Annotated in this window: 22 protein-coding genes; 10 read left to right on the forward strand and 12 right to left on the reverse strand. The window is 63.9% G+C overall.

Annotated features, from left to right (window positions below; all coding sequences use genetic code 11):
- Nucleotides 1–428: 428 nt before the first annotated feature.
- The gene (locus IVB19_RS05615) at nucleotides 429–1,106 is read left to right on the forward strand and encodes an AAA family ATPase (RefSeq protein WP_007596685.1); all 678 of its coding nucleotides are present in this window, start codon (nucleotides 429–431) and stop codon (nucleotides 1,104–1,106) included.
- Between the two features lie 129 nt (nucleotides 1,107–1,235).
- Here the strand turns inward: IVB19_RS05615 and IVB19_RS05620 are convergent, their stop codons facing one another.
- From IVB19_RS05620 to trxB, 5 genes are all read right to left on the reverse strand, one after another.
- The gene (locus tag IVB19_RS05620; protein WP_007596684.1) at nucleotides 1,236–1,415 is read right to left on the reverse strand and encodes a hypothetical protein; all 180 of its coding nucleotides are present in this window, start codon (nucleotides 1,413–1,415) and stop codon (nucleotides 1,236–1,238) included.
- A 96-nt stretch (nucleotides 1,416–1,511) separates the two neighbouring features.
- On the reverse strand, nucleotides 1,512–1,658 hold the full coding sequence (locus IVB19_RS05625; protein WP_166517545.1) for a hypothetical protein: 147 nt from the start codon (nucleotides 1,656–1,658) through the stop codon (nucleotides 1,512–1,514).
- A gap of 173 nt (nucleotides 1,659–1,831) precedes the next feature.
- Nucleotides 1,832–2,740: a 4-hydroxy-tetrahydrodipicolinate synthase family protein gene (locus IVB19_RS05630; RefSeq protein WP_247296191.1), complete on the reverse strand. Its 909-nt coding sequence runs from the start codon at nucleotides 2,738–2,740 to the stop codon at nucleotides 1,832–1,834.
- A 462-nt stretch (nucleotides 2,741–3,202) separates the two neighbouring features.
- The gene (locus tag IVB19_RS05635) at nucleotides 3,203–4,126 is read right to left on the reverse strand and encodes a LysR family transcriptional regulator (protein WP_007614700.1); all 924 of its coding nucleotides are present in this window, start codon (nucleotides 4,124–4,126) and stop codon (nucleotides 3,203–3,205) included.
- Nucleotides 4,127–4,131: 5 nt separating this feature from the next.
- Nucleotides 4,132–5,097 (reverse strand): thioredoxin-disulfide reductase, encoded by a 966-nt coding sequence (gene trxB, locus IVB19_RS05640; protein WP_247296188.1) that lies wholly within the window; start codon nucleotides 5,095–5,097, stop codon nucleotides 4,132–4,134.
- A gap of 264 nt (nucleotides 5,098–5,361) precedes the next feature.
- Between trxB and IVB19_RS05645 the strand changes: the two genes are divergently transcribed.
- Nucleotides 5,362–5,841 (forward strand): Lrp/AsnC family transcriptional regulator, encoded by a 480-nt coding sequence (locus tag IVB19_RS05645; protein ID WP_007596676.1) that lies wholly within the window; start codon nucleotides 5,362–5,364, stop codon nucleotides 5,839–5,841.
- 117 nt (nucleotides 5,842–5,958) lie between these two features.
- On the opposite strand, the gene greA is transcribed toward IVB19_RS05645, so the two are convergent.
- From greA to IVB19_RS05660, 3 genes are all read right to left on the reverse strand, one after another.
- The gene (gene greA, locus IVB19_RS05650; RefSeq protein ID WP_007596674.1) at nucleotides 5,959–6,432 is read right to left on the reverse strand and encodes a transcription elongation factor GreA; all 474 of its coding nucleotides are present in this window, start codon (nucleotides 6,430–6,432) and stop codon (nucleotides 5,959–5,961) included.
- Between the two features lie 211 nt (nucleotides 6,433–6,643).
- The gene (gene carB / locus IVB19_RS05655; protein ID WP_085348771.1) at nucleotides 6,644–10,108 is read right to left on the reverse strand and encodes a carbamoyl-phosphate synthase large subunit; all 3,465 of its coding nucleotides are present in this window, start codon (nucleotides 10,106–10,108) and stop codon (nucleotides 6,644–6,646) included.
- Nucleotides 10,109–10,253: 145 nt separating this feature from the next.
- Nucleotides 10,254–11,423 (reverse strand): MFS transporter, encoded by a 1,170-nt coding sequence (locus IVB19_RS05660; RefSeq protein ID WP_247296186.1) that lies wholly within the window; start codon nucleotides 11,421–11,423, stop codon nucleotides 10,254–10,256.
- Between the two features lie 112 nt (nucleotides 11,424–11,535).
- Here IVB19_RS05660 and IVB19_RS05665 point away from each other — a divergent pair, with 112 nt between their 5' ends.
- Nucleotides 11,536–11,907, forward strand: coding sequence for an ArsR/SmtB family transcription factor (locus IVB19_RS05665; RefSeq protein WP_247296184.1), 372 nt, complete (start codon nucleotides 11,536–11,538; stop codon nucleotides 11,905–11,907).
- 264 nt (nucleotides 11,908–12,171) lie between these two features.
- Here the strand turns inward: IVB19_RS05665 and IVB19_RS05670 are convergent, their stop codons facing one another.
- Nucleotides 12,172–12,873, reverse strand: coding sequence for a class I SAM-dependent methyltransferase (locus IVB19_RS05670; RefSeq protein ID WP_247296182.1), 702 nt, complete (start codon nucleotides 12,871–12,873; stop codon nucleotides 12,172–12,174).
- Nucleotides 12,874–12,986: 113 nt separating this feature from the next.
- Here IVB19_RS05670 and IVB19_RS05675 point away from each other — a divergent pair, with 113 nt between their 5' ends.
- Nucleotides 12,987–13,511, forward strand: coding sequence for a Dps family protein (locus IVB19_RS05675; protein ID WP_007596666.1), 525 nt, complete (start codon nucleotides 12,987–12,989; stop codon nucleotides 13,509–13,511).
- Nucleotides 13,512–13,635: 124 nt separating this feature from the next.
- On the opposite strand, the gene IVB19_RS05680 is transcribed toward IVB19_RS05675, so the two are convergent.
- Together IVB19_RS05680 and carA are read right to left on the reverse strand one after the other, a co-directional pair.
- Complete coding sequence (locus tag IVB19_RS05680) at nucleotides 13,636–14,157, reverse strand: hypothetical protein (RefSeq protein WP_247821063.1); 522 nt, start codon at nucleotides 14,155–14,157, stop codon at nucleotides 13,636–13,638.
- Nucleotides 14,158–14,322: 165 nt separating this feature from the next.
- A complete protein-coding gene (carA, locus tag IVB19_RS05685) occupies nucleotides 14,323–15,513 on the reverse strand; it encodes a glutamine-hydrolyzing carbamoyl-phosphate synthase small subunit (RefSeq protein WP_026232561.1) in 1,191 nt (396 codons plus the stop codon).
- Between the two features lie 146 nt (nucleotides 15,514–15,659).
- Here carA and IVB19_RS05690 point away from each other — a divergent pair, with 146 nt between their 5' ends.
- The 6 genes from IVB19_RS05690 to IVB19_RS05715 all read left to right on the forward strand — a co-directional run bounded on the left by IVB19_RS05690 (nucleotide 15,660) and on the right by IVB19_RS05715 (nucleotide 20,905).
- The gene (locus IVB19_RS05690; protein ID WP_204512331.1) at nucleotides 15,660–16,388 is read left to right on the forward strand and encodes an alpha/beta fold hydrolase; all 729 of its coding nucleotides are present in this window, start codon (nucleotides 15,660–15,662) and stop codon (nucleotides 16,386–16,388) included.
- 33 nt (nucleotides 16,389–16,421) lie between these two features.
- Nucleotides 16,422–16,877, forward strand: a complete 456-nt coding sequence (locus tag IVB19_RS05695; protein WP_018453597.1) for a GatB/YqeY domain-containing protein — start codon at nucleotides 16,422–16,424, stop codon at nucleotides 16,875–16,877.
- Nucleotides 16,878–17,037: 160 nt separating this feature from the next.
- Nucleotides 17,038–18,174 carry an epoxide hydrolase family protein gene (locus tag IVB19_RS05700; RefSeq protein ID WP_247296249.1) on the forward strand — a complete coding sequence of 379 codons (1,137 nt, stop codon included), beginning with the start codon at nucleotides 17,038–17,040 and terminating at the stop codon, nucleotides 18,172–18,174.
- Nucleotides 18,175–18,292: 118 nt separating this feature from the next.
- Complete coding sequence (locus IVB19_RS05705) at nucleotides 18,293–19,903, forward strand: acyl-CoA synthetase (protein ID WP_247821064.1); 1,611 nt, start codon at nucleotides 18,293–18,295, stop codon at nucleotides 19,901–19,903.
- Between the two features lie 9 nt (nucleotides 19,904–19,912).
- Nucleotides 19,913–20,380 (forward strand): MarR family winged helix-turn-helix transcriptional regulator, encoded by a 468-nt coding sequence (locus IVB19_RS05710; RefSeq protein ID WP_018453600.1) that lies wholly within the window; start codon nucleotides 19,913–19,915, stop codon nucleotides 20,378–20,380.
- Between the two features lie 81 nt (nucleotides 20,381–20,461).
- Complete coding sequence (locus IVB19_RS05715; protein WP_018453601.1) at nucleotides 20,462–20,905, forward strand: hypothetical protein; 444 nt, start codon at nucleotides 20,462–20,464, stop codon at nucleotides 20,903–20,905.
- Here IVB19_RS05715 and IVB19_RS05720 read toward each other — a convergent pair whose 3' ends face one another.
- Complete coding sequence (locus IVB19_RS05720) at nucleotides 20,906–23,134, reverse strand: ATP-binding protein (RefSeq protein ID WP_247296177.1); 2,229 nt, start codon at nucleotides 23,132–23,134, stop codon at nucleotides 20,906–20,908.
- Between the last annotated feature and the right edge of the window lie 74 nt (nucleotides 23,135–23,208).

Below are 23,208 nucleotides of genomic sequence, written 5' to 3' on the forward strand. Positions count from 1 at the left end.
CGATCATGCCCGGGCCACAGCGCGCAGTGCGTTTGATGTCCCGGGCATTTGCGTGTCCAGCCCTCGTTCGCTCGCCCCTTGAGTCAAACTGACCCAGGCATCAGCCCCACACCAGCCACCGGACTCCTTTTGTTCGCCTCGGCGTGCGGAAGCTTGCGATAAGGCAGGACGGAAACGGCTAGCGAAACGGATTGCGCGGCGAGGTTGCATTCCGCTTCGTCCTGCCAAGGCTGCTCAAAAAACGCACGATTGCTGGCGTGAAGGTGTTGCGATGCAGCTCGCACCCGTCGTCGCACGCAGTAGTGTGACTCAAAAGCCAACGCGCTTTGTTATTTCATGGCGCCAGCATAACTTATGATAAATTTTTCTTTCCCGAATCACCGCGGTGATTCATTTTCGCCGCCTGGGGTCAATCTGGAGGCAGAGGTATGAACGTTATTGTTTTTGCATCGCGTAAAGGTGGCTCAGGCAAGAGTACGCTGGCCGCACATCTCGCCGCGCAGATCAAGGCGACCAAGCCGATCCTGCTCGTCGATGCGGATCCGCAAGGCTCGCTCACGCTGTGGCACAAGCTGCGTGGCACCAACGAACCGCCGATCAAGTCCGCGGTGAACTCGGTCAGCGGCATCGTCTCCGCGGCCAAGCGCGACGGTTATGAATGGGTGTTGATCGACACGCCGCCGAACCTGTCGGCCGTCGTCGACGACGCCATCCGCAACGCCACCATGGTGGTGATTCCCGCCCGTCCCGGCGTGTTCGACGTCAACGCGGTGCAGGAAACCATCCAGATGTGCCGTGCGGCACGCAAGCCCTACGCGGTCGTGCTCAACGGTGCGCCGGCGCGCCGCGACGAGTCCGAAAGCCCGATCGTCACCATCGCCCGCGAGGCGTTGGCGAAGTTCCGTGCTCCGGTGTGGGGCGGCCAGATCACCAACCGTTCGGATCTGCTGATGGCGCTGAGCCACGGCGAGGGCGCGCGGGAATATCAGGCCGAGAGCCGTGCGGCGCAGGAAATCGCAAGGCTGTGGGCGGCGATCGAACGTTCGGTAAAGGCTATTCGCGGCACGGCGTCGGCGTCCGGCGCAATGCACAAGCAGGCGGCGTAATTTTCATAAATCATTCCCCGGACGAAAAACGCGCGGACATCCGCGCGTTTTGCGTTTTTGGGCGAGCACGATCCGGAAAAGTGTGAAGCGGTTTTCCGATAAGATCGTGCTCAAGAAAGTGGATGGAAGTTACGCCACCATCAGCATGTAGAACACGATCACCGGCGACAGAGTGAGGATCACCGACCAGATGCCGGCGGCCCACAGAATGTCCTCGGTGGTAAAGCCCTGCTGTCCAGCGTCGTAATGCGACGCCATCTCGTTATGACTATTCACAAACGCCCCCGCGATTTCTTCGCTTATGGGCATGAACGCTACACGGGATATTTTAAAATTCCGGGTCGCAGTTTCGCGCGCTTTTGAACACAGCTGCTACCACGAGTTAACCATCGCGGCGCGCTGGCATCACGCCAGCCAGACTCGAAACACCAGCACCGGCATCAGGCCGAGCATCACCGCCCAGAAGCCGAACGACGACACCACCACAATTCCCCGCAAGAAATCAGCCGACGCGAACATGTCTGCCGCCGTCGGGCGGATGCGTTGCCCCATGATCATTCCCCCATTTGAAAAGACTTTGAATGAAGACGATAGGCGCGTTTGCGTAAACGAGCCGTGGATGCGCCATGCGGCAGCAGCGAAGGCCGTTGGGGCGGGGTTAACCACGGTGCGTCTTCCCTTCTCCCGCAAGAGAGAAGGGAAGCCTGCCGGGAGAGGTGAAGCATCTAAGCCGCGACTTGCATCCGCCGTTCGATCTCGCAATCGAGCTGCACGGCGAGTTCGCTGCCGATCTCGACCATCGGCAGGCGCACTTCGGGGCTGTCGATCAGGCCCGCGCGCCACAGCCAGTATTTTGCCGGGGCGGGACTGGGCTCGGTGAACAACAGGCGCGTCAGGTCCGCGACCTCCTGCCAGCGCGCCAGCGCTGCATCGTGATTGCCGCGCTTCAGCTCGGCATGGACAGCCGCGAACGTCGCGGTCTCGAGATGGGCTGACAGCACGATGCCGCCATCGGCGCCGTCGCTGAGCGCCTCGAAATAATTCGCATCCTCGCCGGTCAGCACGCGAAAGTCCGCAGGGCGGTCGCGCAGCAGCGCGATGGATTGCTCGCGGCTCGCGCCGCAATCCTTCAGGCCGATGATGCTCGGATGCCCGGCGAGCCGCAGCAGCGTCTGGTTGGTGATGTTGACCGAGGTGCGATAGGGAATGTTGTAGAGCGCGAACGGCCAGGCGGCGTGATCGGCGAGCGCCTCGAAATGCGCCAGCAGCCCCCGCTGCGACGGCCGCACATAATACGGGCTCGCGATCAGATAACCGTCGATCGGCCAGTCCGCGGTCTCGTCGAGACGCTCCTTCAGCCGCGAGGTGTCCGCGCCTGAAAGTCCGAGGCAGATCGGAAGCTTGCTGTGGGCGGTGGTCAGCTCGTCGCGCACGATGGCGACGAGGCGTTCGAGTTCGGCTTCGCGCAGCGTCATGCCTTCACCGGAGGTCGCCCCCAGGATGAAGCCGTCGACGGCCTGCCCGCTGTAATGCCGTGTCAGCCGGCGCAGCGACCTCTCGTCGAGAGCGCCGTCGCGAAACGGCGTTATCAGCGGCAGCCAGAGCCCGTGCAATTGTTCCTGTAGTCCGGTCATGTTCCATCTCCTTCTCGGGAAAAATCCTGAGACGGGGCACATGAAAAAACCCCGTCCAGGCGGCGGGGTTTTCGAAGTTTCGGCTCGCGATGACGAAGGCTGTTAGCGCGCGCAAAAATCCGAGGTCCCCAGATGGGGGCCTTTTTTCGAGGCGACTGCCTGCGAGGAGATTGCGCACGACTTCGTGATCATTCGCAAATGATGCGGGGTAAGCATGGAACTGTCAATACACGCGGAGGGCGATGGCCGGATTTGCCAAAAAAAAGCCGGGCTCGATCGAGCCCGGCTTAAGGTATTGGCCACGTGAGGCCGACACAATCACCTTCCAAGAGGGATTACTGAACTCCCGCGCCACTGGAGGAGGGGGACAAATGCGCAACGCGAAGGCTCAGCGTAGAAACATTATGGGCTAGCCTCGCGCCATGCATCAAGCGTCCAAGCCGCATGTCAGACATGCGGAAATCAGGACGGCCAGCGCTGCGCTTTGCTCACCACGAAGTCGCGGAACACTTGCACGCGCGCGACCGTCTTCAGCTCTTCCGGATAAACAAAATACGTATCGAGCTGGATCGAATCCGATTCGCCGAACAGCTGCACGAGGCGGCTCTGTTCTTCGATCAGATAGTCCGGCAGCGCCGCGATGCCGAGGCCCTGCTGACAGGCGCGGACGAGGCCGAGAATGTTGTTGACCCTGAAATAGGCTTCGCGCGGACCCGAGCCGTTGCGCCCCGCTTCGACCAGCCAGTTGCGGTTCTGAAGATGCGGGGCGAAGTTGCCGTCAGAGAGCGTGATGATGCGGTGGGAGTCGAGCTCCTCCAGCGTGCGCGGCGTGCCGAAGCGCTTGATGTAATCAGGCGAGCAATAGGCGTGGAAGCCCATCGCGAACAGCTTGCGCTGAATGAGATCCGGCTGCGTCGGCTTGCGGGTGCGGATCGCGACGTCGGCCTCCCGCATCGACAGGTCGAGCTCCTCGTCGGTGACGATCAGCGAGATCCGGATTTCCGGATAGAGCGCGGTGAATTCGCCGAGCCTGGGGATCAGCCAGTTGATGCCGACGCCGGGCGTGGTGGTGATCTTGAGATCGCCGCTCGGCCGCTCGCGGCTGTCGGTCAGTTTCGCGCGCGCCGCCTGCAGCTGCATGAAGACGTCATGGGCGGTGCGGAACAGGAGGTCGCCCTGTTCGGTGAGGATCAGGCCGCGGGCGTGGCGGTGGAACAGCGAGACCGAGAGCTCCTGCTCCAGTGCCGAGACCTGGCGTGACACCGCCGATTGCGACAGGCCGAGCTGCTCGCCCGCGTGCGTGAAGCTGCCCGCTTCCGCCGCGGCGTGAAACACCTTCAGCTTGTCCCAGTCCATATCCGTAAATCCGTCGCGTGTTCTTGCCATGATGTCTATTCCGCTGCCGCGCGCTCGCTGGCGCGCAGGGCCAAAAATCGTTCCGCCTCGAGCGCCGCCATGCAGCCGAGGCCGGCCGCCGTGACCGCTTGACGATAGGTCTCGTCGGCGACGTCGCCGGCGGCGAACAGGCCGGGGACCGAGGTCGCGGTCGAGTTCGGGGCGACCTCGACATAGCCCGACGGTTTCAGCTTGACCTGCCCAGCCACGAGCTCGGTCGCCGGGGCATGCCCGATGGCGATGAAGACGCCGTCGGTCGGCACATCGGTCAACGCGCCGGACTTGACGTTCTTGAGTCGCACATGGGTGACCTTGTTCGGGTTCTCGGTGCCGCAGATCTCGTCGACGGCTGAGTCCCAGACCACCTTGATCTTCGGGTGCTTGAACAGACGCTCCTGCAGGATGCGTTCGGCGCGGAAGTGATCGCGACGATGCACGATGGTGACCTGCGAGGCATGGTTGGTGAGATACAGGGCTTCTTCGACCGCGGTATTGCCGCCGCCGACCACCACGACTTGCTTGTTGCGGTAGAAGAAGCCGTCACAGGTGGCACAGGCCGACACGCCGCCGCCCTGGAATTTCGCTTCGGACGGCAGCCCGAGCCAGCGCGCCTGGGCGCCGGTGGCGAGGATCACGGTGTCGGCGAGATAGACGTCACCGCTATCGCAGGTGAGGCGAAAGGGTCGCTGCGAGGTGTCGAGCTTCGTCACCAGATCGGTCTTGATCTGGGTGCCCACATGCAGCGCCTGCTTCTCCATCTGCTCCATCAGCCAGGGGCCCTGGATCACGTCGGCGAAGCCGGGATAGTTCTCGACCTCGGTGGTGATGGTGAGCTGGCCGCCTGCCTGGATGCCCTGGATCAGGATCGGCTCGAGCATCGCGCGCGCGGCGTAGATCGCCGCCGTGTAGCCTGCGGGGCCGGAGCCGATGATGACGACCTTTGCATGGACAGCGGCGGACATTTCGACAGATGCCTTTCACGGGGGACTGCAGCGCGGGCGCGGAACGTGCCGGGAGGCCTCGCGGAGGCGCTGAAATATCAGAGGTAATCTAAGCCTTCTGGTGAGCTATGCAAGAATTGCATTCCCTATCGGCGGATTTTTCCAACAGGGAACAAAAGTCGATTGCGCTGCACGCGCAATAAAATTGCGCCGGTCGTGCGGTCTGGGCTATGAGGATTGCGACAAAGCCACCGATACCGCCGCAAGACCAGGAGTTCCAATCACGTGTCGCGGAACCTAGACGAGATCGACCTGAAGATTCTCACCGAGATTCAGGCCGACGGTCGAATCACGAATGTCGAGCTGGCCAAGCGCGTCGGCATTTCGCCCCCGCCCTGCCTGCGCCGCGTGCGGGCGCTGGAGGAGGAGGGGTATATCCACGGCTATCGCGGGCTTCTGGATGCACGCAAGCTCGGCTTCGACGTCACGGTGTTTGCCGCAGTGCACCTCTCCAGCCAGGCGGAGGCCGATTTGCGCGCCTTCGAGGAGTTCGTCCGCGCCGAGCCGCTGGTGCGCGAGTGCTGGATGCTGTCGGGCGAAGTCGATTTCATCCTGAAATGCGTCGCACCCGACATGGCCACCTTCCAGGATTTCGTCACCCACCTGACCGCCGCCCCGCACGTCCGCAACGTGCGGACCTCGCTGGTGCTGCACAATTCGAAATACGAGGCGGCCGTGCCGCTCGACGTGAGAGGAAGAAGGTAGTTCGTCCTCTCCCCGCAGGCGGAGCCAGGTGGAGTAAGCCGCACCCCCTCGGCAACACTAGATATAAAAAGGCCGCGCATCGCGCGGCCTTTTCAAATCACGCGCGACGGCAAATCGTTACCGCCACTCCACCTTGGTGATCTCATAAGCCTTGGCGCCGCCGGGTGCGTTGACCTCGACGGTTGAGCCCTTCTTCTTGCCGATCAGCGCGCGCGCGAGCGGCGAGGTGATGGAGATGCGGCCCTTCTTGGCGTCGGCCTCGACCTCGCCGACGATCTGCCACACCGTCTTCTTTTCGGTGTCCTCGTCGACCAGTGTCACGGTCGCGCCGAACTTGATGGTGTCGCCGGACAGCTTCGAGATGTCGATGATGTCGGCGCGCGCCAGCTTGTCCTCGAGCTCGGCGATGCGGCCTTCATTGTGGGACTGCTCTTCCTTCGCGGCGTGGTATTCCGCGTTCTCCGAAAGGTCTCCGTGCGAGCGCGCCTCGGCGATATGCTCGATGATCCGCGGACGGTCCTCCGACTGGCGCTTCTTCAGTTCTTCCCCGAGCGCGGCAAAGCCGCCCGCTGTCATCGGTACCTTTTCCATCTCTTCTCTCGTCCTTCGGTCGCGCGCGCCCTGAAAAGTCAGCGCGCACGCAACTTGATTCGTCAGTCTGTCCGGGGGCTCAACGCGCGTGCCGCCGAACGTTCATATGGGCTTGGCACCGGAACAGAACAACCATATGGCCGGACAGTTCCTCCGGCCATAGTGGCTTCACCGCCAATCACTAACAGAAGGTTGGGCCTTCCGCTCGCGATCAGGTTTCCGAAAAGTAGCTCTGCAGGGTCCGAACCTCAAGGTCCCCGCCCAGATAGGCGCGGATGCCCTGCGCGGCCGCCACGGCCCCGGAAAGAGTGGTGTAATACGGCACTTTATGCAAGAGGGCCGCGCGCCGCAGAGAACGGCTGTCGGCGAGCGCCTGCGGGCCTTCGGTGGTGTTGAAGACGAGCTGGACGTCGCCATTGGTGATGGCATCGACGATGTGCGGCCGGCCCTCCAGCACCTTGTTCACCTTCTCGGTCGGGATCCCCTGGTCGGTCAGGAAGCGGGCCGTGCCCGACGTCGCCAGCACCTTGAAGCCGAGCGAATGCAGCTCGCGAACGGCCTCGGTGATGCGCGTCTTGTCGCTCTCGCGAACCGAAACGAACACCGTGCCCTTGCGCGGCACCCGCGTGCCGCCGCCGAGCTGGCTCTTGGCGAACGCCACCGCAAAGGAGCGGTCGATGCCCATGACCTCGCCGGTCGAGCGCATCTCGGGGCCGAGCACGGTATCGACCCCGGGGAAGCGGGCGAACGGAAACACCGATTCCTTCACGCCGACATGATCGAGGTTCGCCTTCTTCAGGTTGAAATCGGCGAGCTTCTCGCCGGCCATGATGCGCGCCGCGATCTTCGCCACCGGCGTACCGACCACCTTGGCGACAAAGGGCACCGTGCGCGAGGCCCGCGGATTGACTTCGAGCACGTAGATCTCGCCGTCCTTGATGGCGTATTGCACATTCATCAGGCCGACGACGTCGAGGCCGAGGGCCAGCTCGCGGGTCTGCCGCTCCAGCTCCTCGATCATCTTGTCGTCCAGCGAGTGCGGCGGCAGCGAGCAGGCGCTGTCGCCGGAATGGATGCCGGCTTCCTCGATGTGCTCCATGATGCCGACGATGAAGGTGTCCTTGCCGTCGCAGAGGCAGTCGACGTCGATCTCGGTCGCATCGGACAGATAGCGGTCGAACAGCAGTGGGTTCTTGCCGAGCACGGTGTTGATCTGGCCGGTCTTGTCGTTCGGGTAGCGCGCCTTGACGTCGCCCGGCACCAGCTCCGGCAGCGTGCCGAGCAGGTAATCACTGAGCTGGTTTTCCTCGCGGATGATTTGCATCGCGCGGCCGCCGAGCACGTAGGACGGGCGCACCACCAGGGGCAGCCCGAGATCGGTTGCGACCAGGCGCGCTTGCTCGACCGAATAGGCGATGCCGTTCTTGGGCTGCTTCAGCCGCAGCTTGTCGAGCACCCGCTTGAAGCGGTCGCGGTCTTCCGCAAGGTCGATGGCGTCGGGCGAGGTGCCGAGGATCGGCACTTCGGCGGCTTCCAGCGCGCGCGCGAGCTTGAGCGGGGTCTGGCCGCCGAACTGCACGATCACGCCGTGCAGCGTGCCGTTCGTGCGTTCCTTCGCGATGATCTCCAGCACGTCCTCGGCGGTGAGCGGCTCGAAATAGAGCCGGTCGGCGGTGTCGTAGTCGGTCGACACCGTCTCCGGGTTGCAGTTCACCATGATGGATTCGTAGCCGGCGTCGTGCAGCGCGAAGCAGGCGTGACAGCAGCAATAGTCGAACTCGATGCCCTGGCCGATGCGGTTCGGTCCGCCGCCGAGGATGATGACCTTCTTCTTGTCGGACGGCGAGCTCTCGTCCGCAGGCGCGCCCGCGAACGGCGCCTCATAGGTCGAGTACATGTAGGCGGTGGGCGAAGCGAACTCGGCCGCGCAGGTGTCGATGCGCTTGTAGACCGGGCGAACGCCGAGCGCGTGTCGCTTCGCCGTGACCTCGGCCTCCGTCGTCTCTGCGATCACCGCGAGCCGGGCATCGGAGAAGCCCATGGCCTTGAGCGTGCGCATGCCGAAGGCGTTGCCCGGCAGGCCGTTCTTGCGGACCTTCGCTTCCATCTCGACGATGCCGCGCATCTCGCTGAGGAACCACGGATCGATCTTGCAGGAATTGAAGATCTCCTCGTCCGACCAGCCGAGCCGCATCGCCTGCCCGACCTGGAGCAGCCGGTTCGGTGTCGGCGTGCCCAGCGCAGCGCGGATCGCATTCTTATCGTCGTCGCGACCGAGACCTTCGATCTCGATCTCGTCGAGGCCGGTGAGGCCGGTCTCGAGCCCGCGCAATGCTTTCTGAAGGCTTTCCTGGAAGGTGCGGCCGATCGCCATGACTTCGCCGACCGACTTCATCGACGTAGTCAGCGTGGTGGAGGCACCGGGGAATTTCTCGAAAGCGAAACGCGGCACCTTGGTGACGACATAGTCGATCGTCGGCTCGAACGAGGCCGGCGTGGCGCCGCCGGTGATGTCGTTGGCGATTTCGTCGAGCGTGTAGCCGACCGCAAGCTTGGCGGCGACCTTTGCGATCGGAAAGCCGGTGGCTTTCGAAGCCAGGGCGGAGGAACGCGACACGCGCGGGTTCATCTCGATGACGACCATGCGGCCGTCTTCGGGATTGACGCCGAACTGCACGTTGGAGCCGCCGGTCTCGACGCCGATCTCGCGCAGCACCGCCAGCGAGGCGTCGCGCATGATCTGGTATTCCTTGTCGGTCAGCGTCAGCGCCGGCGCCACCGTGATGGAATCGCCGGTGTGAACGCCCATCGGATCGAGGTTCTCGATCGAGCAGACGATGATGCAATTGTCGTTCTTGTCGCGCACCACCTCCATCTCGTACTCTTTCCAGCCGAGCACGGATTCTTCGATCAGCACTTCGTTGGTGGGAGACGCATCCAGGCCGCGCTCGATGATGTCGAGGAACTCTTCCTTGTTGTAGGCAATGCCACCGCCGGTGCCGCCCATGGTGAAGGAGGGGCGGATGATCGCGGGCAGGCCGATCTCGGACAGCGCCATCAGCGCCTGGCCAAGCGCATATTCCTGGTAGCGCTTGCGGCGGTCGCTTTCGCCGAGTGTCCATTGCCGCTCGAGTTCTTCGAGTGCAGCGCCCGATGCCTTGGCGCGTTCGGCCTGGTACTTGTCGCGGAACGACTTCTTCAGGGCGGAGGCGTTGGCGAGCCGCGACTTAGGCGTCTCGAGCCCGATCTTGGTCATGGCCTCGCGGAACAGCTGGCGGTCCTCGGCCTTGTCGATCGCGTCCGCGGTGGCCCCGATCATCTCGACGTCGAACTTGTCGAGCGTGCCTTGCTGGCGCAGCGACAGCGCGCAGTTCAGCGCGGTCTGTCCGCCCATGGTCGGCAGCAGCGCGAAGCCGCCGGGAATGACGTGACGTTCCTTCTCGATGATTTTCGCGACGATCTCTGGCGTGATCGGCTCGATATAGGTCGCATCAGCCAATTCCGGATCGGTCATGATGGTGGCCGGATTGGAATTGACGAGGACGATGCGATAGCCCTCTTCCTTCAGCGTCTTCACCGCCTGGGTGCCCGAATAGTCGAACTCGCAGGCCTGGCCGATCACGATGGGACCGGCGCCGATGATCAGGATGGTGGTGATGTCTGTACGTTTGGGCATCAACTCTCGCCGAAGTGGAATTTGGGCACAAAAAAAGGGCGCGCCTGCTGCGCGTCCCTTTGGCCGAGAGCGCGGTGGTCCCCCCTCGCGCGCGGGGTGGGTCTTAGACCAGTTTTCCGGGCGGCGAAACCCCGAAAAACGCCCATCAACCGGCAATTTTGACCGGTTTTGGCCGGGCCTGCCAACCGCGGGCGAGATGGACCAGAAGAGCCGCCGAAACGCTTAATCCGCCGACCCAGCCGAGATCGGCGGGGCTCCACGCCGCAAGCACGGCGCCGCCCAAGGCACCGCCGATCGCAAAGCCGAGATACATGGCCGAGGCGTTGAGCGAGAGCGCGATCATCGAGGCCTGTGGCTCGATCCGGATGATGCTGGCGACCTGGGCCGGGTAGAACGCCCATCCCGAGATGCCCCAGAGGAAGATCGCACCTAGCACCGCGTAATGCGCCTGTTCCGGCATCAGCTTCAGGACCAGCGAATGCAGGATCAGCGCGCTGGCCATGCCGGCAAGTCCGAGACCTGCTGTGGCGAGCGTGCCGAGCCGGTCGGCCAGGACGCCACCGAACATGTTCCCGATCGCGGCGGCGCCGCCGAACACCAGCAGCGCGAGGCTGATCTGCGACGCATCGAATCCAAGGCCGCGCAGCGGGACCGCGAAATAGGTGAAGACGGTGAAGCCACCGAGCGCCCATAAAATCGTGATCAGAAGCGCCGTCAGGACATTGCGGTGACGCGCCACTGCCAGCCGATCGCTGAGCGAGGCCGTGTTGCGTGGCAGGCCGCGGGGCAGACCGAGCAGGAGGCCGGCGAGCGCAACGGCACCGATCAGGGCGACCATGGCAAAGGTCGCGCGCCAGCCGAGCAGGCTGCCGACGAGATTGCCGAGGGGAACGCCGATGACGGTCGCAACCGTGAGGCCCGAGGTAACCAGCGCCACCGCGCGGCCGCGTCGCTCCGGCGCGGCGACGGCCACGGATACGGCCAGCGCGGTCGGCATGCACAGCCCGGAGCCCAGCGCCATCAGCATGCGCGAGGCCAGCAGCAGGGCGTAATTCGACGCCACCATCGCCGCGAGGTTTCCGGCGATGAAGGTCGATAGCGCCAAGGCCAGCACGGTGCGGCGGTCGATATTGTTCAGTGTCACCGCCAAGATCGGCGAGCCGACCGCATAGGTGAGGGCGTAGGCTGTGACCAACTGCCCGGCGGCGGGGACGGAAATCGCCAGGTCCGTGGCGATCGACGGCAAAAGCCCAGCAATGACAAAGCCTTCCGTGCCGATCGCAAAGGCTCCCAAGGCCAACCAGAATACGCTCATCGGAGAAATCCCTATGTTCAACGTTTATTGAACTATTGATGGGACCGGGTCAGGAGTCAATTGGTTCAAGAACTATTGAACATCCAGGTCATTTCGCTATGCTCTTCGGACGATGAGCCGCACCCCACCCCACCCCACCCGCGAGCAGATCGAACTGCCGATGGTTCTGGATTGCCTGAGCGATCCGATCAGATTGGCGATCGTGTACCAGCTCGCGCAGCAGGAACGTGTCAGCGGCGAGCTGTGCTGTGGCGATTTCAACGGGCTCAGCGGCAAGTCGAATCTTGCCTATCACTTCGCCAAGCTGCGCGAATGCGGCCTGATGCAGACCCGCGTCGCCGGCACCAACCGCTTCGTGCGCCTGCGCCGCGACGATCTGGACGCACGCTTTCCGGGCCTGCTCGATGCTGTCATCACCTCCGCGGCAAAAGATGCCGACCGGCTGCGGCTTGTGTCGGAATGTGAAGTGGTTGAGGCTGATTGAGGATTGGGCGGCCAGTCCCTCTACGCTTGCCCTTCGCTCCAGCTACGCCGGACACGCTTAGCCCCCTTCGGGCCTCGCGTGGCTGCGCCACGCGTAGCCCCGTGAGGGGCGAAGCGTGGAGACCCGGCCTGGATTTGAACCAGGATAAAGAGCGATGCATCGCCCTCGCGTAGACACTTCCGCCACCGGGCCGCGGCGATCATTACCGATCGGGGTGCGACAAGCCACCTCAGGCAGACGTTATGCTTAACGGATCCACCAAGCTCAACGGACCAGCGGCGGCCGCGCGACGAACGTCATGCGCCAGCTATTGTGGCCGATATTGCGGTGAGCACGCTGGACCGCGAAGCCGACTCCCTTGAGCGTGGCGGTGATCTCCTCCTCACTGTAGCGCTGTAACCCGATGCGCGTTCGCAGCTGACGGTAATCCGACAGTGCGGTGCTGATCAGCCCGATCAGTGCATCTTTCAAAAAGCCGTGACGCAGGCCGAAGCTGAGCAGCGCCGTAACGTCCCTGAACATGCCGACATTGGGCTGGAGGATATCGCCCAGCACGAGCTTGCCCGAGGGCTTCAGGATACGGGAGAAGTTGAGGAGCGCGGCGTCGAGCTCGTCCGGCGTCATGTATTGCGCGACCGAGTTCATCACGACGAGATCGATCGACTGCTCCTGCATCTTGCGGACGTCGTCGAGCGAGCGGACGCGGATTTTCGTGTTCGGGGCAAACCGCGCGATCAACCGGCCGCGTACGCCGGGCGCAGGCTCGGCGAGGATCAGCTTGCCGCAGGCCGCCGCGACCTGGCTCGCCGACAGCGCCTCGCCGCAGGCATAGTCGAGCACGGTCGCCTCGGGCGAAGAGATGTAGCCGATGATGTCCCGCGCGATGATCTGGAAGTGCAAGTCGCGATGCAGCTTGCTGACATAGATCGTGTGCGTCGAGTCGTAATAATCGATCCAATCGTCCATGGTCGTCGAGGGCCCCGGCCAAACGGTTCCGTTGCAGGAACCGGCGCTGCCCGCCTGCGTTAGGGGTGCGGCGGCGCGCCGTCAATGTCTGCGTCCTAACAGGAAGGTTTCCCGTGAGCAAAGCTCCACAAAAGGTCTCGCCCGACCTCGACACGCCCACCGATCTGTCGTCCCAGGCGGTCAACAAGGTTTCGGAGGCACTCAACGTGCTTCTGGCCGACGCGTTCGCGCTGTATCTGAAGACCAAGAATTTCCACTGGCACATCAGCGGCCGGCATTTCCGCGACTATCATCTGCTGCTCGACGAGCAGTCCGACCAGATCTTCGCCACCACCGACCAGCTCGCCGAGCGCGTCCGCAAGATCGGCGGCACCACGCTGAAATCGATCGGGCAGATCGCCAAGCTCCAGACCATCAAGGACAACAACGAAGACTATGTCCCGCCGCGCGAGATGCTGCGCGAGCTGATGCAGGACAACAAGCATGTCGCCGCCGCAATGCGCAAGGCGCACGAGGTCTGCGACGACGCCGGCGACGTCGCCAGCGCCAGCATCCTCGAGAACTTCATCGACGAGACCGAGCGCCGCACCTGGTTCCTGTTCGAAGCCACAAGACAGGAAGGCGCGAACGAGGCGTAGGGGCACACTGTCGTAGGGTGGCCAAAGGCGCGCTCTTCGCGCGCCGTGCCCACTATCTCTCCGCAGTTCAAACTGTTTGGTGGGCAGGCTTCGCTTTGCCCACCCTACTGCACCGTCTTTGTAGCTACCGCCACAACCGCATCAACGCCCCGTTCTTGCCCGTCACCGGATCGGCCGGCGGCCGCGCGACGTTTGGAATCGTCTTCAGCGCCTTGGCGTGGTTCTCCGGTGTTGCGCGGGTGACCTCCATCTTCGCGCCCGGCGGATAGGCGCCGATCACGCAGAAATCCGCGCTGGCCTTGTTGCGTTGGTGACCTGTGCCGGCGGGCAGGATCGCGACGTCGCCGGCCTTGATCTCCAGCTCCTGGCCGTGGTCGCCGCCGAAGCGGACGCGCGCGCTGCCACGCGCAACGCCGAGCACCTCGTGCACCGTTGCGTGATAATGCAGATAATCGAACACGCCATTGCGCCACGTGCCGCCCCAGCCGTTCGCTTCGAACAAGCGTTCGATCGTCTCTTCCGGCTGTCTGGAATCGAGCTTCACCGCGGCCTGGTAGACCAGGAAGGGGAGGATATTGTTGGGCACGAGCCCGTCATCCTCAAATACGATGGCGAGCGGCTCGGCATTGTCGCGGACGACAGACATAAGAGGCTCCTGCGTGAGCGTAGCAGTGATCAACGAAGGGAGTTAAGCGGCGTTCCTCGTTCCGCTGTCATTCCGGATTCGCGCTGCGCTGCGCCCGGAACGACAAGAGCCCGGGCGAAGGCCCGGGCTCGATGTCGTCAAAGCAGTTGCAGGAGAGCGCGCGCCCTACACGCTCTTGTTCTGCCGCATCAGATCGGCAAAGCGCTGGAACAGATAGTGCGAGTCGCGCGGACCCGGTGAGGCCTCGGGGTGGTACTGCACCGAGAACACCGGCTTGCCGTCGAGCTGGATGCCGCAATTGGAGCCGTCGAACAGCGAGATGTGGGTCTGCGTCGCGCCCGTCGGCAGGGTGCTCTCGTCGACGGCAAAGCCGTGGTTCATCGAGGTGATCTCGACCTTGCCGGTGGTCTCGTCCTTCACGGGATGATTGGCGCCGTGATGGCCCTGGTGCATCTTCTTGGTCTTGGCGCCGACGGCGAGGCCGAGCATCTGATGGCCAAGGCAAATTCCGAATGTCGGCGTGCCCGACTTGATCACGTCCTGGATCACGGGCACGGCATATTTGCCGGTCGCGGCCGGATCGCCGGGACCGTTCGACAGGAACACGCCATCCGGCTTCATCGCCAGGATATCCTCGGACGACGTCGTTGCCGGCACCACCGTTACCTTGCAGCCGACGCCGGCGAGCAGGCGCAGAATGTTGCGCTTGATGCCGTAATCGATGGCGACCACGTTGAACTCAGGCTTGTCCTGGCGGCCAAAGCCCTTGTCCCAGAGCCAGGGCGTCTCGTCCCAGGTGAAGCGCTGGCCTGAGGTGACCATTGGCACCAGGTCCATGCCCTCGAGGCCGGGCCATTCGCGCGCTTCTTCCTTCAAGCCGTGCAGGTCGAACTCGCCGTCCCTGGCGTGCGCGATTACGGCGTTGGGCATGCCCTTGTTGCGGATCAGCGCGGTCAGCGCGCGGGTGTCGATGCCGGAGAGGCCGATGATGCCGCGCGCCTTCAGCCACTGGTCGAGGTGCTTGGTGGCGCGATAGTTCGAGGGATCGGTGATCGCGGTGCGCAGGATCACGCCGCGCGCGCCGGGCGTCGCGGCCATGTTCACCGTCTCGATGTCGTCGTCGTTAGTGCCGACATTGCCGATATGCGGGAAGGTGAAGGTGATGAGCTGGCCGGCATAAGAGGGATCGGTGAGGATCTCCTCATAGCCGGTCATCGCGGTGTTGAAGCAGACCTCGCCGACGGCTTGGCCTTCGGCGCCGAGGCCAAAGCCTTCGAGCACCGTGCCGTCGGCAAGCACCAACAGCGCGGTCGGTTTGTGGTCCGGCCAAGCGTGATCGTTATCATGTTGTGTCATGAGCCCGGTTCATAGTCCCCGCGGGCGCTGCCGTCAAAGCGGAGATGCGCCGATTCACATGCGTTTTTGCATATTTGACAGGTCGGCTTGGGCCCCTAAGCTCCGCAGCATAATTTCCGGCAAATTCCGGGGCTCGGGAGGCAATAATGGACCAGACGACGCCGATTCTGCTGGTTCCGGGATTAGCCTCCTCGGCCCGGATCTATGCACCGGTGATCCCGTCGCTGTGGCAGTTCGGCCCGGTGATGGTCGCCAACCATATTCGCGATGACAGCATGGCGGCGATCGCCCGGCGGGTGCTGAGCGAGGCGCCGCCGCGCTTCGCGCTCGCCGGCCATTCCATGGGCGGCTACATCGCCCTCGAGATCATGCGCCAGGCGCCCGAGCGGGTGGCCAGGCTCGCGCTGATCAACACTCAGGCGCGGCCCGACACGGAGGAGGCGACCGCACGCCGCCGCGGCCTGATGGAGCTGGCCCGGCGCGGGGAGCTGCGTGCCGCGCGCGAGGAGATGTTTCCCGAACTGGTGCATCCGTCGCGCCGCGACGATGCAGGCATTCGCCAGCTCGTACACGAGCAGGGCGATGACGTCGGCGTCGAAGGCTATCTGCGGCAGCAGACCGCGATCATCGCGCGGGTGGATTCACGGCCGACGCTTGCGACGATCAAATGCCCGACATTGGTGCTGACGGGCGATCAGGACAACACGATTCCCAACGCATTCTCGAAGGAGATGGCGGAGGGCATTGCCGGCGCAAGGCTCGTCGTTCTGGAGAATTGCGGACACCTGCCGCAACCGGAGCAGCCTGCGGCGACGGTGCGGGCGCTGGTCGAATGGCTGGGAACCCCGGTTGTCTCCGGGCTGCGAACGGCCTAGATCAGGCGTCGGATAGTCTAGGGGATCACGATCATGCTGCGCGACGACATCAACAATGCGGTCAAGGAGGCCATGAAGGCCAAGGAAGAGCGCAAGCTGTCCACGCTGCGCATGGTCAACTCGACCATCAAGAACGCCGACATCGAGGCGCGCGGCAACGGCAAGCCGCCGCTCTCGGACGCGGACTTGCTCGGCGTGTTTCAGAAGATGATCAAGCAGCGCCAGGAATCGGTTGAGCTCTACGAGAAGGGCGGCCGTGCCGAACTCGCCGCGCAGGAGCGCGACGAGATCGCGGTGATCTCCGCGTACTTGCCGAAGCAGATGTCGGATGACGACGTCAAGAAGGTGATCTCGGACGCGATCGCCGAGACCGGCGCCGCCGGCATGAAGGACATGGGCAAGGTGATCGCCGTGTTGAAGACCAAGTACGCCGGCCAGATGGATTTCGGCAAGGCCTCTGGTTTGGTGAAGGCTGCTCTGACGGGCTAGGCGGCCGCGCCGAAGGTTTGCCAGGAGCTGACAGACTATCATCCTGGTCACGCCCGGCCTTGTGCCGGGCATCCACGTTCTTCAAAATGGAGAGAAAGAACGTGGATGGCCGGGACGAGCCCGGCCATGACGAGAACCTCCGATGAGCAGGGCCTCTCCCATGACCGCCATCAAGCCGTTCCGCATCGCCATCAGCGACGACGTCCTCACCGACCTCAAGTCGCGCCTCGCCCGCACGCGCTGGCCGGAGGCGGAGCTGGTCGATGATTGGAGCCAGGGCGCGCCGCTGGCATGGATCCAGGAAATCTGCACCTATTGGGCTGATGGCTACGACTGGCGCGCGCGCGAAGCGAAACTCAACTGCTTCGAGCAGTTCACCACCGAGATCGACGGGCTCGACATCCACTTCCTGCATGCGCGCTCGAAGGAGCCGTCGGCACTGCCGCTGATCATCACCCATGGCTGGCCCGGCTCGATCGTCGAATTCCAGAAGGTGATCGCGCCCTTGGTCGATCCTGTCGCGCATGGCGGCAATCCTGCCGATGCCTTCCACGTTGTCTGCCCGTCGCTGCCGGGCTTTGGCTTTTCCGGCAAACCCAAGACCACCGGCTGGGGCGTCGATCGTATCGCCGCGACCTGGGCCCAGCTGATGGACCGGCTCGGCTATATCAGGTACGGCGCGCAGGGCGGCGACTGGGGCTCGGCAGTGACGACCTCGCTTGGCATGCAGGACGCCGAGCATTGCGCCGGCATCCACATCACGCTCGCCTTCAACGCCGCGCCGAAAGTCGAGGGCGAACCGACGCCGGAAGAGAAGCGCGCGCTCGCCGGCCTCCAGCATTACGTCGACCTCGACTCCGGCTATTCGAAGCAGCAATCGACGCGGCCGCAGACACTCGGCTACGGCTTGACGGATTCGGCGAGCGGGCAGGCGGCCTGGATTCTGGAAAAATTCTGGGCCTGGACCGATTGCAACGGTCATCCCGAGAACATCTTCACCAAGGACGAGCTGCTCGACAACGTCATGCTCTACTGGGCGACGGAGACCGCGACCTCGTCGGCGCGGCTCTATTGGGAAAGCTTTGGCAAGCGCCGGACCACGCCGGTCGTCAAGGTGCCGACGGGCGTGGCTGTCTTTCCCAGGGAGATCATCACGCCGGTGCGGCGCTGGATGGAGCCGAACTTCCGCAACATCACGCATTGGAGCGAGATGGAGAAGGGCGGCCATTTCGCCGCATTCGAGCAGCCGGAGCTGTATGTCGGCGAGGTCAGAAAGTTCTTCCGGACGGTGCGCTGAGACGCATTCTCCGTCAGGCCCGGACTTGTCCCGGGCATCCGCGCCCTTAAACTCAGGTCAAACAAGAACGTGGATGGCCGGGACAAGTCCGGTCAGACGACGCTGCCGGGAAACGACCATGCTCACCGAAGCCAGCACCTATGACGAACTCTACGGCAATTTCCGCTGGGAGATCCCGGCGCGCTTCAACCTGGCGGAGGCCTGCTGCGATCGCCACGCCGACGGCACCGGCCGGCTGGCGCTGGTCTATCTCGATGAGAACGGCGCCATCACGCGCACATCCTTCGACGATGTCGCGGAGATGTCGCGCCGCTTCGCCAATGTGCTGAGGGCGGATGGCCTTGTCCGCGGCGACCGCGTCGCGGTGTTCCTGTCGCAGTCGCTGGAGCTGCCGATCGCGCACATGGCCGCGTTCCGTTCGGCGATGATCTCCATTCCGCTGTTCGCATTGTTCGGCGAAGACGCGCTGGAATTCCGCCTGTCGAACTCGCAAGCGAGGGCGATCGTCACCGACGAGGGTGGCTGGCAGAAGCTTTCGAAGATTCGCGACCGTCTGCCGGAGCTGAAGAAGGTCTACATCGTTGGCGAACGAACGCCGGCGGGTACGACATCGTTCTGGAATTCGGTCAAGGCTGCATCGCCCGACTTCAGGCTGGTGGACACGTCTGCTGACGATCCCGCGCTGATCATCTACACCTCGGGCACGACGGGCAATCCGAAGGGCGCGCTGCACGCCCACCGCGTCGTGCTCGGACATCTCCCCAATGTCGAGATGTGCCACAACTTCCTGCCGCGCCCCGGCGATCTGATGTGGACGCCGGCGGACTGGGCCTGGATCGGCGGCCTCATCAACGGCCTGTTCGCGTTCTGGTACCACGGCATTCCCCTGGTCGGTCACCGCGCGCGAAAGTTCGAGCCGCAAGCGGCGATGCAGATGATGGCCGATCTCGGCGTGCGTAATGTGTTCCTGCCGCCGACCGCGCTGAAGCTGATGCGGCAGGCCGGCGTGACGCATTCCGGCATCAAGCTGCGCAGCATCTTTACCGGCGGCGAGTCCCTCGGCGGCGAGCTGCTCGGCTGGGTGCGCGAGACCTTCGGCGTCGACGCGCACGAGGTGTTTGGCCAGACCGAATGCAATCTCGTGATCGGCAGCAACGCGAATCTGTTTCCGATCCGCCCCGGTTCGATGGGCAAGGCGACGCCGGGTTTCGACGTCCGCATCGTCAATGACAGAGGCGAGGAGCAGCCACGTGGCCAGCGCGGCATCATCGGGGTGCGCCAACCCTGTCCTTGCACGATGCTCGAATACTGGCGCAATCCGGAGGCAACGTCGAAGAAATATGCCGGCGAGTTCCTGCTCACCGGCGATCTCGGGGTGCAGGACGAGGACGGTTACTTCTGGTACGTCAGCCGCGAGGACGACGTCATCACCACCGCCGGCTATCGTGTCGGCCCGTCCGAAATCGAGCACACGCTGATGAAGCACCCGGCGGTGGCGATGGCGGCGGTGGTCGGCATTCCCGATCCGATCCGCACTGAATCGATCAAGGCCTGGATCGTGCTGCGCCCGGGCTTTGCCGCCAGCGACGCACTCGCGCGCGAGATCCAGGAGTTCGTCAAGGTGCAACTCGCCGCCCACGAATACCCACGGTTCGTGGAGTTCGCGGAGACACTTCCAATGACCGCCACCGGAAAGGTGCTGCGGCGCGAGCTGCGGACGAGGGGTTAGCTTCCTGCAATGGCAAAGACGTCTCAAGCCGCGGGGCTTCACCGCGCTTCACTTGCGAAGCTGAGCGAACTCGATGCGGCGCTGGAGCTCATGTATTACGGCTGGCGCGGCATGACACTCGAAGCCGACGCATATCTCGCCAAGCAAGGACTGTCGCGCCCGCACCATCGCATCCTCTACGTGGTGGCGCGCCGGCCCGATATCGCGATCGGCTCGCTGATCGAGATCCTCGGCATTTCCAAGCAGGCCCTGAACCGGCCGCTCAATTTGTTGCTTGAGCGCAAGCTCCTGACCTCAAAACGCTCGCCCGAGCAGCATCGCTCGAAGCTGCTGCGCCTGACGGCCGCGGGGCAGCGCATCGAGCAGCGCGCATCGGACCACGAGCGCAAGGTGCTGCGCGAGGCGTTCGATCGCGTCGGAGCGACAGGTGCGGCTGCGTGGATGGGCGTGATGGAGGCGATCGCCGACACCAACTGACGATTCCTGAAGTCAACATGGTTGACATGAGGAGCGGGCTTTGCCACTTTCCTGGCCAACGAGCCGTGGGAGGGCTCCGCCATGCGTCTTTCGGATATCGTGCTGCTCCTCAACGCGCTCTGGTTCGGCGGCGCCTTCATCCAGTTCAGCATTGCGCAAGCCAATACACTGAAGATTCTCCTGCCGCGGGAAGAGCGCACCAATCCGATCGCGCCGACATTGTCGGCCAGCGTGGCATTCCTTGGCGGCATCAATCTGCCGATCGGCCTTCTGTCGCTCTACCTTCTGGCAGCCCGTCCGGTCTTCTTCCAGCCGGTCGAAGCGCAGCTGGTGCTGTTCCTGTTCTTTGCCGCCTGCCATTTCAGCCAGTTCGCCTACAACCTTCCGGTCCTGCTGCGCGGAGGACGCGTCGGGGTCGCTTATTGGCCCGTGTTGAAAGGCCCGATGCTCAGGATCTTCGTCATCGACGCGGCCTTGTTCGTGGCCAATCTGGGTGCGGCGCTTCTCCTCGCGTCGCGCTCCTGACTACCGCGACGGCGTCGACAGCGCAGATCGCAGCATGGCGGCGAGGTCTCGCCGCCGGAACGGCTTGGTCAGGATGCGGGCATCGCCGATTGCGTCGGGCGCCGAGACCGGATTTTGGCTGTAGCCGGAGGTGAAGAGCACCTTGAGCCCGGGTCGCAGCTGGATTGCTTGCCGGGCAAGCTCCGGCCCGAACATGCCGCCGGGCATCACGACGTCGGTGAACAGCAGGTCGATATCCCCGGACTGGCGCAACAAGTCGAGCGCCGCCGGGCCGCTCGCGGCCGTGATGACGCGATAGCCGAGCGTCTTCAGCTCGCTTTCGACATAAGTCCGAACCATGTCGTTGTCTTCGACGACGAGAATGGTCTCGCTTCCTTCGCGCGTGACGATCCCTTCGGCGGGTGAGGCGTCCTCGTTTGGCGGTGTTGCCAGGCGGGGAAAGAACAGCCTGACGGTGCTGCCTTGTCTCGGTGCGGACTGCATCTGCACCAGCCCGCCGGACTGCCGCACAAAACCGTAGACCATGCTCAGGCCGAGCCCGGTCCCCTTGCCGACCTCCTTGGTGGTGAAGAACGGCTCGAACGCCCGGCTCGCCACCTCGGCGGTCATGCCGCTGCCGGTGTCGATCACGGCCACCATGACATAGTCGCCTGGTCGCGGTTCGCCATTGATGTCCAAGTCGGATTCACCGAGCGAGACGTTGCGCGCCTCGATGGTCAGCCTGCCGCCCAACTGCATGACATCGCGCGCGTTGAGCACGAGATTGAGCAGCGCAGTCGTGAGCTGGCCGGGATCGACGCTGATCAACCACAGGTCCGGTGCGAGCGCGAAGGTGCATTCGATGTGCTCGCCCAAGGGGCGGCGCAACAAGTGCTCCACCTCCTTAATCTTTTCGCCGATGTCGATGTCTCGCGGCCTCAGGGGCTGCTTGCGCGCGAAGGCGAGCAGGCTCCGCGTCAGGTCGGAGCCGCGTTCGGCAGCTGTCGCGATGTCGCCGGCGATCCGGTGCAACTCCTTGTTCCCCGCCAGCCTGTCGGCAAGGTGCTCCGAATTGCCGAGAATGACGGTGAGGAGATTGTTGAAGTCATGCGCCACACCGCCGGTGAGCTGACCCATGGCCTCCATCTTCTGGGATTGGCTGAGCTTCTGGTTGAGGTCCGCGATGGCCGCCCGTTGCTGCTCAAGCGATTCGGCAGTGTCGTTGAGCAGGGTCATCAATCCGCCCAGCTCGCCGCGCGGATGGGGAGGAGGAATTCGCGCGTTGAGATCGCCGAGCCCGAGTCTCTTCGCCATGTTGGCGAGCCGCCCGACCTGGCGCCCGACGCTCACGGTCGCGAGGATCCATACGCCGGCCAGCAGCAGCAGCAAGGCCACCGCGAGGATCGCCATATCCTCATAGAGCCGGCGATTCGCCGCCGCGACCAATCCGTCCTTGGACCGTCCGACCAGGATGTAGAGGCCGGCATCACGGATCGAAGGTGAGTGGGCGACGGCCCAGACCTGCGTGCGGCCGTCGCGATCGGTCACTTCCTGAAATGCCTTTTGATCGGGAGCCGTCGCGAAGCCGAGCAGGTCGGATCCCGCGATCGACGCGCCCACGGGCGCGGTCCAGCCGGCTCCCAAGGGAGCGACGAGAACGGTGCCCTTGCCGTCGATGAGCAGAATATCCTTCTCGGCGAGCAGCCGCTTGTGGTGATACTCGGCGAATTTGCGCAGGTTGAACGAGGCAAGCAGCACCAGCTTCAGCGCGCCCGCCTCCGATCGCACCGGATATGCGATCTGGAGCACCGATATTCCGGTCAGCCGGCCGAATACCGGCTCAACCACGACGTTGCGCGAGACCAGGGCCTGCTTGAAATAGGCGCGATCCCTCAGATCGAGGGTGCGGTTGGTCCGCAGCGAGTCGCAGAACAGGCTGCCGTCCGGATCGATGGTCAGGATTCCCGTGAACTGAGGGTATTCCTCGCGCACGTCCGACAGAAACGCCGAGCACGCCGCCTTGTCGCGCGTGTCGAGGTCGCGCGCGCGGGCCAGACCATAGTGAAGCTGAGCGGTGCCCTGAATCTTCCCACCCAGATCGCTCGCAATGTCGTCGGCCGAGGCCGACAGATTGGCCAGGGCGGCGTTGACTTCACTGCTCCGGTTCTGCACGAAACGCAGCCCGACGAGGCTCGCCGGCACCAGCATGGCCGCGATGACGAGTATCAGTAGTCGGGTACGCAAGCTCATCGGTCGGACGGTCCATTCGAGTCATCGCGCTCGTTCAAAGACTCAATTTGCGGCACCACCCGCCGCTCAGTCCA

The sequence above is a fragment of the Bradyrhizobium sp. 187 genome (assembly GCF_023101005.1).
GTDB classification, from domain to species: domain Bacteria; phylum Pseudomonadota; class Alphaproteobacteria; order Rhizobiales; family Xanthobacteraceae; genus Bradyrhizobium; species Bradyrhizobium canariense_D.

Bases quoted from the DNA above. Each gene is read 5' to 3' on its own strand.
- IVB19_RS05615 (WP_007596685.1), top strand. From the start codon at position 429: ATGAACGTTATTGTTTTTGCATCGCGTAAAGGTGGCTCAGGCAAGAGT.
- IVB19_RS05620 (WP_007596684.1), bottom strand. From the start codon at position 1,415: ATGCCCATAAGCGAAGAAATCGCGGGGGCGTTTGTGAATAGTCATAAC.
- IVB19_RS05625 (WP_166517545.1), bottom strand. From the start codon at position 1,658: ATGGGGCAACGCATCCGCCCGACGGCGGCAGACATGTTCGCGTCGGCT.
- IVB19_RS05630 (WP_247296191.1), bottom strand. From the start codon at position 2,740: ATGACCGGACTACAGGAACAATTGCACGGGCTCTGGCTGCCGCTGATA.
- IVB19_RS05635 (WP_007614700.1), bottom strand. From the start codon at position 4,126: ATGGCAAGAACACGCGACGGATTTACGGATATGGACTGGGACAAGCTG.
- trxB (WP_247296188.1), bottom strand. From the start codon at position 5,097: ATGTCCGCCGCTGTCCATGCAAAGGTCGTCATCATCGGCTCCGGCCCC.
- greA (WP_007596674.1), bottom strand. From the start codon at position 6,432: ATGGAAAAGGTACCGATGACAGCGGGCGGCTTTGCCGCGCTCGGGGAA.
- carB (WP_085348771.1), bottom strand. From the start codon at position 10,108: ATGCCCAAACGTACAGACATCACCACCATCCTGATCATCGGCGCCGGT.
- IVB19_RS05660 (WP_247296186.1), bottom strand. From the start codon at position 11,423: ATGAGCGTATTCTGGTTGGCCTTGGGAGCCTTTGCGATCGGCACGGAA.
- IVB19_RS05665 (WP_247296184.1), top strand. From the start codon at position 11,536: ATGAGCCGCACCCCACCCCACCCCACCCGCGAGCAGATCGAACTGCCG.
- IVB19_RS05670 (WP_247296182.1), bottom strand. From the start codon at position 12,873: ATGGACGATTGGATCGATTATTACGACTCGACGCACACGATCTATGTC.
- IVB19_RS05680 (WP_247821063.1), bottom strand. From the start codon at position 14,157: ATGTCTGTCGTCCGCGACAATGCCGAGCCGCTCGCCATCGTATTTGAG.
- carA (WP_026232561.1), bottom strand. From the start codon at position 15,513: ATGACACAACATGATAACGATCACGCTTGGCCGGACCACAAACCGACC.
- IVB19_RS05690 (WP_204512331.1), top strand. From the start codon at position 15,660: ATGGACCAGACGACGCCGATTCTGCTGGTTCCGGGATTAGCCTCCTCG.
- IVB19_RS05695 (WP_018453597.1), top strand. From the start codon at position 16,422: ATGCTGCGCGACGACATCAACAATGCGGTCAAGGAGGCCATGAAGGCC.
- IVB19_RS05700 (WP_247296249.1), top strand. From the start codon at position 17,038: ATGACCGCCATCAAGCCGTTCCGCATCGCCATCAGCGACGACGTCCTC.
- IVB19_RS05705 (WP_247821064.1), top strand. From the start codon at position 18,293: ATGCTCACCGAAGCCAGCACCTATGACGAACTCTACGGCAATTTCCGC.
- IVB19_RS05710 (WP_018453600.1), top strand. From the start codon at position 19,913: ATGGCAAAGACGTCTCAAGCCGCGGGGCTTCACCGCGCTTCACTTGCG.
- IVB19_RS05715 (WP_018453601.1), top strand. From the start codon at position 20,462: ATGCGTCTTTCGGATATCGTGCTGCTCCTCAACGCGCTCTGGTTCGGC.
- IVB19_RS05720 (WP_247296177.1), bottom strand. From the start codon at position 23,134: ATGAGCTTGCGTACCCGACTACTGATACTCGTCATCGCGGCCATGCTG.